We start from the raw sequence: 11,701 nt of genomic DNA, 5'->3' as shown, positions 1-11,701 counted from the left end.
CGGCTAAAAATGCCATGGGCCAAGGTATCACTGGTTTTGATCCTAGTCTTTACGTCTATCTGCAAAGCATTAGTGCAGAGGAGTCGGTGTATCTAGCCCAATTGCGGCGGGAAACAGCCCATTTACCCGGTTCCCCTATGCAAATTAGCCCAGAGCAAGCCCAATTCCTTGGTTTGTTGATCAGTTTAACCGGAGCAAAACAGGTACTGGAGATTGGTGTTTTTCGGGGTTACAGTACCTTGGCTATGGCCTTACAACTTCCCTCCGATGGTCAAATTATTGCCTGTGACCAAGACCCCAACGCCACGGCGATCGCCAAGGAATATTGGCAGAGGGCGGGGATGGCAGAAAAAATTGATTTAAGATTGGGGCCCGCCTTGGCAACGTTGGAACAGTTGGCTGGGATCAAGCCGTTGCCTCAATTTGACCTGATTTTTATTGATGCCGATAAACGTAACTATCCCCACTATTACGAAGCTGGCTTGAAACTACTGCGGCCAGGGGGATTGGTAGTTATTGATAATGTACTCTGGCACGGAAAAGTAGCCGAGGTTGCTCCCCAAGAACCCCAAACCCGGGTTTTGCAAGAATTTAATCGTGACCTGGCCCGAGATGCACGAGTACAAATCGGTGTGATTCCCCTGGGGGATGGTATGACGTTGGCTGTTAAAAAATAGTAGGCCTCTTCCTGTCCGGAAATGCTGATGGTTGCGGGTTCCAGATTTATAACCCTGGTCTATGCTGACGATTAGCAATCTTGATGCAATTCCCCTTCCTTTTCCATGGCTACTACCCTCCCTTCCCCTGCCCGTTTTGTCCATGGGCTCCGTTTTGATAATCTCCGGGGGGACATTTTTGGCGGTATCACAGCGGCGATCGTTGCCCTTCCCCTAGCCTTAGCCTTTGGGGTTGCTTCGGGGGCTGGCCCCATTGCGGGACTATATGGCGCCATTTGTACGGGATTTTTTGCCGCCCTTTGTGGGGGAACCCCAGCTCAGATTAGTGGCCCCACGGGACCCATGACAGTGGTAATGGCCTCCACCTTTGCCAATTTAACTGCCAGCAATCCAGAAAATGGTTGGGCCATGGCCCTGACAGTGGTGATGTTCGGCGGCATTTTCCAGGTGCTTTTGGGGCTATTTGGTTTGGGGAAATATATTACCTTTATGCCCTACACTGTCATTTCCGGTTTTATGTCCGGCATCGGGGTAATTATCATCATTTTGCAAATTGCCCCCTTATTGGGACACCAAACGGCTCCTGGGGTAGTGCGCTCCCTGGAAGCTCTTCCCACCTATATCAATGATGTTAATTTTGCCGCCGTTAGTTTGGGCTTAATTGCCCTGGCGATCGTCTTTTTTTCTCCGCCCCGTGTTAACCGGATTTTGCCCGCCCCCTTAATCGCTCTGGTGGTGGGGACAATAATTTCGCTCATTTTTTTCGGAAATGTATCCCTGCCTCGTATTGGGGAAATTCCCTCCGGTTTGCCCAGCCTTCATCTGCCCTATCTCAGTTGGGGGAGCTTAAAACAAATGTTGCTCTATAGCATCATGTTGGCGGTGTTGGGTTCCCTAGACTCTCTCCTGACTTCCCTCGTGGCAGATAACATCAGCCGCAGTCACCACGACTCTGATCGGGAATTAGTCGGCCAGGGCATTGGCAATCTTGTTTCGGGCCTATGCGGTGGTTTACCGGGAGCCGGGGCCACCATGCGGACAGTAATTAATATCAATTCCGGTGGCAAAACCCCCATTGCGGGCATGATCCATGCGCTGATTTTGTTAATAATTGTCCTCAAAGCGGGACAGTTAACGGAACCCATTCCCCATGCCGTCTTAGCGGGCATCCTGATCAAAGTGGGCATCGATATTGTTGATTGGAGTTTCCTCAAACGGGCCCACCAACTTTCCACGAAGGGGGCGGGGTTAATGTATCTGGTGTTGGGATTGACCGTGTTTGTGGATTTGATTACGGCGGTAGCGGTGGGGGTGTTTGTGGCCAATCTGTTCACAGTGAAAAATTTGACCGATATCCAACTCCAGTCGATTAAAAGTGTTACCCGGGGAGACGGGGAAGACTGGTTAGAAGAGGAGGAACAACAAATTTTGCGAGAAGCCAATGGCCGCATTTTTATGTTTCACCTCAGTGGTCCCATGAGCTTTGGGGCAGCCAAGTCCATTGCCCGCAGGCTAACCATTGTGGAAAATTACGATGTGCTGATCCTCGATTTGGCCACAGTACCCCGCCTTGGCATCACTGCCCTACTGGCGATCGAAACTATGCTCAAAGATGCATTAGCTAAGCAACGGGAAGTTTTTTTGGTGGGGGCTAAGGGTCAAGTCCAAGCTCGCTTGCAGAGGTTGCCGGTGTTGGCCCAACTATCTCCCCATCATCGTTTGGAAAGTCGTTTGCTCGCTTTACAAATGGCCGCCGCCTGTATCAATGTTGATTAGGCGTTTAATGGCTTTTGGGCTGGGGATTTATGTTTGGCAAATATCGACCAAAAAATCTTGATAACTGGCATTACCGTAATCTTTTTTGGTCAATTGTTTCATTACTGCTTTTTGCCATGTTTGTGAAAACGCAAATAGGAGGAGTTATTACTTCCGTCTTGTTTACGGTGACCATTCTGGTAATGGTAAAAAATATGGCCATTAGCTCTCTCTGGAAAACTTTTCTACGGGGACTGGTGGCGATCGCCCTGGGCTGTGATTTATTAACTTTGTTGATTAGTAACCCAACCATTTCCCAAAGACTATTTACTTGGGCAGATATAGTCTATGCGGTGTTCTTCGGAGCGGCGGTGATTACCATTAGCCAACAATTGAACAAGGCCCAAAAAGTAGACCAAAATATTTTACTGGGGGCTATCAGTGTTTATTTACTGATTGGAGTCTTTTGGTTTTTACTTTACCGGATCTCCTATATTATCTCCCCTACCAATTTTAATGAATTACAAAGTGATGGAATTAACAATTTCGTCTTGCTCTATTTTAGCTTTACGACTTTGACCACCCTGGGTTACGGCGATATTCTCCCCACAGATTCCATTGCCATGGGATTGTCCAATATGGAGGCGGTTATTGGTCAAATGTATTCAGTAATTTTCGTTGCCCGCCTGGTTAGTCTCTACACTAACGATCTTAATCGTCACAACCAAACCCAGGAGAAAAAAGAATCCGACTAGGCACCCATGCGAGAAAATTCATCCCTTGGCACAATGGTAGAAGCGAAACCTAGCCCAAACAGTATCACTTAGCTCATTTCATGGTAGTCTCCGCCACTGATCATTCAGATAGAACCACATCCCAAACTGGCGATCGCCAAGACTCATCTCCCCCCCCGTCGGAGTCAGAACCAATCCTTTGTCCCCATTGTCGCCGCACGGCCAGCAATGGCATTAAGTGCAAGGGAATTTGCGTTGCCGATAGCGATTATTAAGCATTTTCCAGATTTTCTTCATCATCAACCTGAGCTTCTGGCGTTTCCTGGGGCGATTCCGTCACAATTTCTTCGTCCACCACTTCACTGGTAATCAGATTTAAAAACACATCTTCCAAGGTGGGGCGTAGCCGTTGCATTTCGTACAAATCCCAACCCTGGGTAACGATCGCCTGGGCTAATTGTTGCCCCAGTTCCTTCAGTTGATTACTCCGCACCAAAATTTGCTGACGTTCCTGCTGTTGGGGATGGCTTTTAATCTCCACCTCTTCCACACCGGGCAAGGACTGTAAACAACGGGCGATCGCCGTTCCCTCTGCCCCAGCTACCTCCAACTGATAACTGAGATTACCTCTTAAATCTGCTAGTAAATTTTCCGGGGTATTGGTGGCCACCACCCGCCCTTGGTTGATGATGGTTACCCGGTCACAGGTCATGCTCACCTCCGGCAAAATGTGGGTGGAAAGGATGATGGTGTGCTCCTCTGCCAAACTTTTAATTAAGTTACGCACTTCGATAATTTGCTTTGGGTCCAGTCCCACCGTGGGTTCATCCAAAATAATCACCGCCGGATCATGGACAATGGCCTGGGCAATGCCCACCCGTTGCTTAAATCCCTTGGACAGCTTGCGAATCAGGACTTTTCGTTTTTCCGTCAACTGGCACCGTTCCATGGCCCAGGTCACCCGCTGGCGGCGATCGCCTGGTTTAACTCCCTTAATGCTAGCCACAAAGCCCAAAAAGCTTTCCACTGTCATATCCCCATAGAGAGGGGGATTTTCCGGTAGATAACCAATGCGTTTCCGCACCGCTAGGGATTGTTCATGGACATCAAACCCTGCCACCCGCACTGTCCCGGTAGTGGCCGGAATGTAGCCAGCCAAAATCCGCATGGTAGTGGTTTTCCCTGCGCCGTTGGGGCCCAAAAAACCGAGAATTTCGCCTTTTTGTACCGAAAAGTCCACATCCTGGATCGCAGTGGTGGAACCGTAAACTTTGCTGAGATGTTCAACCTCAATCATGGCGGGGGAAATTAGTGAGTAAATAACCTGGGCATATTATCCCCTTTTCTTGGCCGGGCCCCAAGTGAGGTGGGTCAACCCGAAACTACTCTAGATTTATCTGCGTTCCCAATGGCTGGTTGGCAAGGTCTTGATTAACCCACTAAAGCAATCAAAATTCTGGGGGACTTTTCTCTAGCTTCCCTTCAAACTGTTGCAGAGAGAGAGAGCTTTTTAAACACTCTCTAACTTCTGACAATCTTCTCTTTACCTTTAAAATGGATTAAGGCTGTTCTAAAAAAAGCCATTGCCACTCAACTTCACCCATATTTTCCCCATGCCGGAGTCATCCACCCCTTCCCTGCTGGTCCCCAACTTTTCCCCGCGTGCGGCGGCGGTACATCGAGTCACTAAAGAAACGGATGTGCGAGTGAGTTTGAATTTGATGGGCAGTGGTTTATGTCATGTGGCCACCGGAGTGCCTTTTTTGGATCATATGTTGCACCAGATTGCTTCCCACGGTTTGATTGACCTGGAAGTGAACGCCACTGGGGACATTGAAATTGATGACCACCACACCAACGAAGATGTGGGTATTACCCTTGGTCAGGCTTTAGCTGAAGCCCTTGGCGATCGCCGGGGCATTAATCGGTTTGGCCATTTCATTGCTCCCTTGGATGAAGCCTTAGTACAGGTAACGTTGGATTTTTCTGGGCGGCCCCACCTCAGCTATGGCCTACAAATTCCGACGGAAAGGGTGGGCACCTACGACACTCAACTGGTGCGGGAATTTTTTGTTGCGGTGGTTAACCACAGTCAAATGACCCTCCACATCCGCCAGCTTGATGGCATTAACTCCCACCACATTATCGAGGCCACCTTCAAGGCGTTTGCCCGGGCCATGCGCATGGCGATCGAAGTTGACCCCCGCCGGGCCGATACTATTCCCAGTTCCAAAGGAGTTTTGTAAGGCTGATTTTAATCCCATTAACTAGGGAAAATTCTTTGCAGAGATAGGGTAAATCCTGGCAAAACAGTTTCCCCTGATAGGGTGCTGGGATTTTCCAGAACTTCCACCGCTTGACCAGAACGATAAATTTCCACCCGCTGATTTTTGGGGTCAATCAACCAACCTAACTTAGCCCCGTTTTCCATATACTCCTGCATTTTTTCCTGCAGTTTTTTCAGCGAATCGGTTGGAGACCGTAATTCCACCACAAAATCAGGACACAGGGGGATAAATCCCTGTCTTTGTTTGGGAGTAAGTGTTTGCCAGCGTTCCCTTGCTAGCCAAGACGCATCCGGCGATCGGTTAGCGCCATTGGGCAATTCAAATCCCGTGGAGGAGTCAAACGCTATGCCTAAAGTGTCGTTAGCTTCACCCCATACCCCAAGTTGAGTAATGATTTTGGCGTTACGATTACCTGTTTCGCCACCAGTGGGAGGATTCACAATTAATACCCCTGTTGCTGTGCGTTCAAGTCTTAAATCACGATTTTCCGCCGCTAAAACAGCAAATTGTGCTGGCGTAACCTGCAAGGCTAGTTCTTCAGGAATATTCAAAGCCAGTGACTTGCGATGATCAACTGACTGAACCATAGCAATTTCCTCTGTGCAACCAGGGGGACTTTTCAATTTTAGTCCCTAGCCCCCGTCTGCGAATTTCAGAGTATCGGTAATCATTAAAACAGATCCTAGGATTTGCTGAGGGTCAGTATTTGCCTAGTTTGTAGGCTCCGCACCAATGCCAAATTGATGGATTGATCGCCTAGGTTAGCCAGGATTGTTGCCACATTGGCTTGACTGTCAGTGCAATTTTCCACCTCTTGAAGAAACTTAAATTCAGCCTCTGTTAATTCCAACGGTTGATAGTTGTAGTCAAATAAACTGCGGCTGGGCCAACCGGTAACACAGGGATGAAGCCCTGGTTTGGCTTGTAAAAGTTCCCCATCGTCAGCCCAATCACTAATTTGTACAGGGGGTTTAGCCAAGAAAAATTCGTAGTGGGTAATTTCTGGATCTAACAATTCGATCAGACGATACCGTTCCTTTTCGCCCAAATTTTTGGCCCGTTCCATCAAGTCCGGCGCTTTACCCAACAGGCGATCGAGTTGCCAATAGTCGGGGTTGGAAAAGCCTAAAAATTCTAGTCCGGCCGAGTCGATTAATTCAAATAATGTATTGATGTTGTAGTCTGTTTCCTGGGGATGGACATACATATCTGCAAAGGATTCGTCCCGGTGATTTTCCAGGGACCAACGCTCTTTTTCCCTTTTCACTAAACGGTTATATTCCGGCAAACTAGCAAAAATTTGTCGACCTACCGCTACTCCATCCTGGTAATCACCCCGTTTTTCCCCCTGTAAAATGGCGATCGCCCTTTGCATGAGCTGGATTTCCCAACGGCCGATTTCAGCGTAAACAAAAATGTGGAATAAACCACCGGGGGCTAATTTTTCCGCTAGAGCTTGGATGCCTGCAATGGGGTCGGGGAGATGGTGCAACACCCCCACGGAGTTAATGTAGTCAAATTGTCCTGGTATGCTGGCGGCATTTTCGAGGGGTAACTGCTGAAAACTCACTCGGTCACACCACACGCCGGATTTTTGTAATCTTTCCTGGGCAACCTGCAACGCCCCTTCGCTAATGTCAATGGCGTGGATTGTCGCTTCGGGGTTAAGGTGAACTAAATATTCCGTTCCCACCCCAGTACCACAGCCGGCATCGAGAATACGAATTTTTTGGTTAGATGGCCGTCGCCCCAAACAGAAATTGTGCACCGCAGTCCATTGCCAGCGCCAGTTATAACCCGGGGGTGGTTCCTGTAACAGGGGTTCCGGGGGAAAAGGATAGGTATTGTAGAGAGCCTGAACAGCTTGGCGTTGATGGGAATTGGGCAACATGGAGGGGTAGATCAGGGAAAAAACTTGAGCTTTGGCGATCGCCAGAGAAATGTAAGAGGCAAAATTCTCGCCCTAGTTTTTAATCATCACCTAATATCGTCCCACCGCCTAGGGGATAGCTGTCAATCCTCCGGGAAATGAACCTGCAAACCTTCGGGCACAATGTCTAGCCCCAGCAAAACTTTTTCCGTATTGGACATATCACCGATAATCCGTTGCAGAGGAGGGGGCAATTGTTTGATCAGGGTGGGGGTGACCATAATTTTTTCCTCTTCCGCCCGTTGGGGTTGCTCCAATACATCGATGATTTCAACGTTGTACTGATCACCTAAATCTTCTTGACAAATGCGGTAAATATTGGCGATCGCCTGCTGAGAACGCACCGAATTACCCGTAATATAAAGTCTTAAGACAATCCTATTCATATCTATCGTTGATAGTAAATAAGGCCACTGCTCAAATCTAACTCAATAAACTTAGGATAAATAACCTCAATCAAAAGGAATCTAAAGAAAAAACAACAATAAACTAACAGATTGGTAATCTCGTTAAAGTAAGATATGATCAGTTGATCAAAGAATAGATTACTCAACAAAACATTAACACGTCAAGAACTATCTTTGGAAGGTAGTCGTGGTGAAATGCGGGAGGAAATATTCAAATTATTTAAGCTGACATAGTACTTGCGATAAAAGCCAGCTAAATACCCCATTAATTCTAATACTATCAATCTGCCTTCGACGGCATAGGCTTGGGATTTAACCACATTAATATTGTGATTTTTTTCCTTGAGGGTCGTGGTGTGGATTTCGATAATATCCCTGGGGCTGGCTTTCATAAAACCTAGGCGATCAGCTAAATTTCTCAAGCGACCAGATAGATTGTGGTCTATCCTAAAGGCCCGTTGATCCAACGCTAACTCTAACAACTCTCCATAGGATTGTTTCAACTCTTCAAACAATTCTGGAAAGGAGTCTTTGATGGTATCGGAGCCAAACATCCGGGCGGTGACGCTGGTGGTGGAGCTAATTAGGGTTTCCAGGTCGTGGTATTCCTTCTGTTGGCTGGCTAAGTTCCGTTGATTTTCACTCTTGCGACGATAAATATTTCTTTCTAAAACCGATAGCAATTCATAATAAAGCAAATAGCTGTCTAGGTTTTTTAGTCGTAAATAGCCATCGGCCCCGTGCTGAAAAGCTTGAATAACTAAATGCTCATCTTCACTTTGGCTATAGGCAATGATGGATTGGTCGGGAAAAATTGTACGGGCTTTAATTAGAGTATCAATTCCTTGAATTTCCGATAAAAATAGATCTAATAAAACAATGGCAAATTCCCGGTCTTGGCAAACTTCCACCGCCTCAGCCAAATTCGACACCGCTGTGGTTTGCACTGGCAGACGGGCCGCCAAAGGGGACATAGTCGACGAACCCAGATAATTCTCAACCATTGTCGCCGTGGCCGAATCGTCTTCAATCAGTAGAATTTGGTAGGGATCCTGGGTCATGCAATCACTGCTAAGTTCCAAGGCGAGGGGTTCATTGGTGAGTTCAGTTTAATTATCTTGTTTTGCCTCCCCAGGTTTTGCCTGGTAACGTCTCTGTGCCTAAAGTTTTGAGGAAAATTAAAGCAAAATTAAAACCTGGTAAATAGGCATTTACCAATCCTAAATACAGCGGTTGGGGTGTCTGAGTGGCACAGCAAACTCTTTATAGAATGAGCGTTACTGCTGCTTTATGTGTGTCACGCCAATTCGGAATTTACTGTATCTCTATGATTTGATTTGAGTATTTAGCTGTGTTCATTATATTGAGCTTCTAGCTGAGTTTTTAGGGTTGGTTAATTAATCTTCACTCCCCCGTATCAGCACAAAGTTGCCCATCTTCGAGTTGAATAATCCGATCCGCCACGTCCAAAATGCGGTTGTCGTGGGTAACAATCAAAATAGTAGACCCCTGCTCCCGGGCTAGTTTTCTCATTAACTCCACCACGTCATGGCCCGACTTACTGTCCAAGGCCGCCGTTGGTTCGTCGGCCAAGATCATTTTGGGATGGGAAACCAGAGCCCTGGCGATCGCCACCCGTTGTTTTTGTCCACCAGAAAGACTATGGGGACTATAGTTGATGTGGTCCCCTAGACCCACCGCCTCCAGCATAGCAATGGACAATTCCTTAGCCTGATGGTCATTGTATTGGGAGTGTAGTTCGATGGCCATCTGCACATTTTGCCTGGCCGTGAGGGATTCCAGCAAATTATGGGCCTGGAAAATATAACCAATGTGACGGCGGATCTGGACTAACTCGTGTTTTTTGGCACCATTTAATTCTTGGCCAAACACCCGCAAACTACCGCTTTGGGCTGACCGCAATCCCCCCATGAGGGTCAACAATGTGGTTTTTCCCGAACCGGAAGGCCCTTTGAGAATAACCACTTCCCCTTCCTCCAATCGGAGATTGATATCAAATAAAATCTGTTTACGCAGGTTGCCAGTGCCGTAGAAGTGACTGAGATTCTCCATAGCCACCACTGGTTCCATTGGCGCCGTTTTCACTGGATCGCTGGAGGGAGAGGAAAGGAGCATTGCCATGGGCACAATCGTAGTGGGGGAAAAATCTTTATCTATCATGACCGTTCCTTGGGGGGAAAACCACCGCTAAACTTAAAGACCCGCCCCCAGACGGTCATATCCTAATTGTTACAAGTTTTCACAAATTTTTACGAAATTTATGCACAAAATCCCCGTTACCGTAGTCACTGGCTTCCTCGGCTCTGGCAAAACCACCCTGGTTAGGAACCTATTGCAAAATAACCAAGGACGACGCATTGCCGTATTGGTCAACGAGTTTGGGGAAGTGGGCATTGATGGGGACATACTCCGCAGTTGCCAAATGTGTGACGAAGACGGTAATCAGATCTCTAATGAAGCCCCTAAAATTGTCGAATTGGCCAATGGCTGCCTCTGTTGCACTGTGCAGGAGGAATTTTTGCCCACCATGCAGGCTTTATTGGAGCGGCGGGAGGAAATTGATTGCATTGTGGTGGAAACTTCTGGTTTAGCCCTACCCAAACCCCTAATTCAAGCTTTTCGTTGGCCAGAAATTCGCACCGGCGCCACCGTAGATGGGGTGATTACCGTGGTGGATGGGGATGCCCTGGCTAGGGGAGCCATGGTGGGAGACTTGGATGCGTTGGAAGCGCAACGGCAGGCCGATGATAGCCTCGACCATGAAACCCCCATCGAAGAATTATTTGAAGACCAGTTGGCCTGTGCGGATATGGTGCTGTTAACCAAAACCGATTTGTTGGCGGATGCGGATCAACAACGGCTGGAAAGCTGGTTGGGCGACCAGTTACCCACGGGGGTGAAAGTGGTGCCCTGTCACCAAGGGCAAATTAGCCCAGCAGTTCTCCTCGGCTTTAATGCAGCGGTGGAAGACAATCTCCATAGTCGCCCCAGTCACCATGACCACGAGGAAGACCACAACCACGATGAGGATATTAATGCAGTCTATGTGGCCCTGGACCGAGAGTTTGATCCCAAGCAGTTGGTCAAAGGTCTAGCCAATTTAGTGGAAAACCATGAGATTTATCGCATTAAGGGTTTTGTCGCCGTGCCCCAAAAGGCTATGCGTCTGGTGCTGCAAGGGGTGGGGCCACGGTTTGATTATTTCTACGATCGCCTCTGGACAGAGGTAGATAGCCGGCAAACCCGCTTAGTGGTAATTGGCCAGGCTTTGGAACCGGAAAAGATCAAAATGGCGATCGCCAACATCTAGGCCCCTTCGGCCATTAACAGAATCAGCTACCATGGAGCAGAGAAACATCAGCTTTCAGGGTAATGGTAAATTTCGGGCTCAATTCAGCTAGCATCCTTGGTATTTTTCTCGCAGTGGCCGGGGCGGGGCTCTATTTCCTGCGCTCGGTGCGGCCGGAGGTGTCCCGGGACTATGACATCTTTTTCTCCGCTGTGGGCCTACTGTGCGGATTAATTTTACTGTTCCAAGGTTGGCGGCTAGACCCGATTTTACAGTTTGGGCAATTATTACTCAGTGGCTCCACTGTGTTTTTTGCCACTGAAACCATCCGTTTGCGGGGCATCACCACCGAACAGGCTAGGCGCAGTGCCCCCTACGCAGACGATCGCCGGGTGAGTAAAACTAGGGTATATACCGAAGCCGAATTGGACCAATTGGAACCGGAAGATGAGCCGGTGGCCCGTAACAATCGCCGCCTGAGGGGTTATGACGATGATGCCCGCAGTGGTCGTCCCGATGGCTATGGAGAAGCGGAAGCTAGGACCAGGCCCCGTCCCTCTAGTGGTCGCAGTGCTCCCCCCCCCAATGCCAAGCCAACCC

The 11,701-nt window shown here is 48.3% G+C and carries 12 protein-coding genes; 6 read left to right on the top strand and 6 right to left on the bottom strand.

What is annotated here, in order from left to right:
• Positions 1-14: 14 nt before the first annotated feature.
• The 3 genes from IQ217_RS12230 (at position 15) to IQ217_RS12220 (ending at position 3,187) form a co-directional block, all read left to right on the top strand.
• Complete coding sequence (locus IQ217_RS12230) at positions 15-677, top strand: class I SAM-dependent methyltransferase (protein ID WP_194020152.1); 663 nt, start codon at positions 15-17, stop codon at positions 675-677.
• 105 nt (positions 678-782) lie between these two features.
• On the top strand, positions 783-2,453 hold the full coding sequence (locus IQ217_RS12225) for a SulP family inorganic anion transporter (RefSeq protein ID WP_194020151.1): 1,671 nt from the start codon (positions 783-785) through the stop codon (positions 2,451-2,453).
• 116 nt (positions 2,454-2,569) lie between these two features.
• A complete protein-coding gene (locus tag IQ217_RS12220; RefSeq protein ID WP_228017012.1) occupies positions 2,570-3,187 on the top strand; it encodes a potassium channel family protein in 618 nt (205 codons plus the stop codon).
• 250 nt (positions 3,188-3,437) lie between these two features.
• Here the strand turns inward: IQ217_RS12220 and IQ217_RS12215 are convergent, their stop codons facing one another.
• Positions 3,438-4,463 carry an ABC transporter ATP-binding protein gene (locus tag IQ217_RS12215; RefSeq protein WP_194020150.1) on the bottom strand — a complete coding sequence of 342 codons (1,026 nt, stop codon included), beginning with the start codon at positions 4,461-4,463 and terminating at the stop codon, positions 3,438-3,440.
• A gap of 316 nt (positions 4,464-4,779) precedes the next feature.
• Here IQ217_RS12215 and hisB point away from each other — a divergent pair, with 316 nt between their 5' ends.
• Entirely contained in the window at positions 4,780-5,412 is a 633-nt protein-coding gene (gene hisB / locus IQ217_RS12210; RefSeq protein WP_194015693.1) for an imidazoleglycerol-phosphate dehydratase HisB, read from the top strand.
• 17 nt (positions 5,413-5,429) lie between these two features.
• Here the strand turns inward: hisB and IQ217_RS12205 are convergent, their stop codons facing one another.
• The 5 genes from IQ217_RS12205 to IQ217_RS12185 all read right to left on the bottom strand — a co-directional run bounded on the left by IQ217_RS12205 (position 5,430) and on the right by IQ217_RS12185 (position 9,933).
• Positions 5,430-6,041, bottom strand: coding sequence for a Uma2 family endonuclease (locus tag IQ217_RS12205; protein WP_194020149.1), 612 nt, complete (start codon positions 6,039-6,041; stop codon positions 5,430-5,432).
• Positions 6,042-6,136: 95 nt separating this feature from the next.
• Positions 6,137-7,345, bottom strand: a complete 1,209-nt coding sequence (locus IQ217_RS12200) for a class I SAM-dependent methyltransferase (RefSeq protein WP_194020148.1) — start codon at positions 7,343-7,345, stop codon at positions 6,137-6,139.
• A gap of 122 nt (positions 7,346-7,467) precedes the next feature.
• Positions 7,468-7,770, bottom strand: coding sequence for a circadian clock KaiB family protein (locus IQ217_RS12195; protein ID WP_199309621.1), 303 nt, complete (start codon positions 7,768-7,770; stop codon positions 7,468-7,470).
• 182 nt (positions 7,771-7,952) lie between these two features.
• Positions 7,953-8,852 (bottom strand): response regulator, encoded by a 900-nt coding sequence (locus IQ217_RS12190; RefSeq protein WP_194020176.1) that lies wholly within the window; start codon positions 8,850-8,852, stop codon positions 7,953-7,955.
• Between the two features lie 343 nt (positions 8,853-9,195).
• Positions 9,196-9,933: a DevA family ABC transporter ATP-binding protein gene (locus IQ217_RS12185; RefSeq protein WP_190597943.1), complete on the bottom strand. Its 738-nt coding sequence runs from the start codon at positions 9,931-9,933 to the stop codon at positions 9,196-9,198.
• A gap of 139 nt (positions 9,934-10,072) precedes the next feature.
• On the opposite strand from IQ217_RS12185, the gene cobW reads away from it, so the two are divergent.
• Both cobW and IQ217_RS12175 read left to right on the top strand, forming a co-directional pair.
• On the top strand, positions 10,073-11,122 hold the full coding sequence (gene cobW, locus IQ217_RS12180; protein ID WP_194020147.1) for a cobalamin biosynthesis protein CobW: 1,050 nt from the start codon (positions 10,073-10,075) through the stop codon (positions 11,120-11,122).
• Between the two features lie 62 nt (positions 11,123-11,184).
• Positions 11,185-11,701 (top strand): Ycf66 family protein (locus IQ217_RS12175; RefSeq protein WP_194020146.1); only part of this gene is annotated, 517 nt, incomplete at its 3' end.

The sequence above is a fragment of the Synechocystis salina LEGE 00031 genome (assembly GCF_015207985.1).
Classification (GTDB): Bacteria; Cyanobacteriota; Cyanobacteriia; order Cyanobacteriales; family Microcystaceae; genus Synechocystis; species Synechocystis salina.
This window is presented reverse-complemented; position numbering and strand designations above follow the sequence as displayed.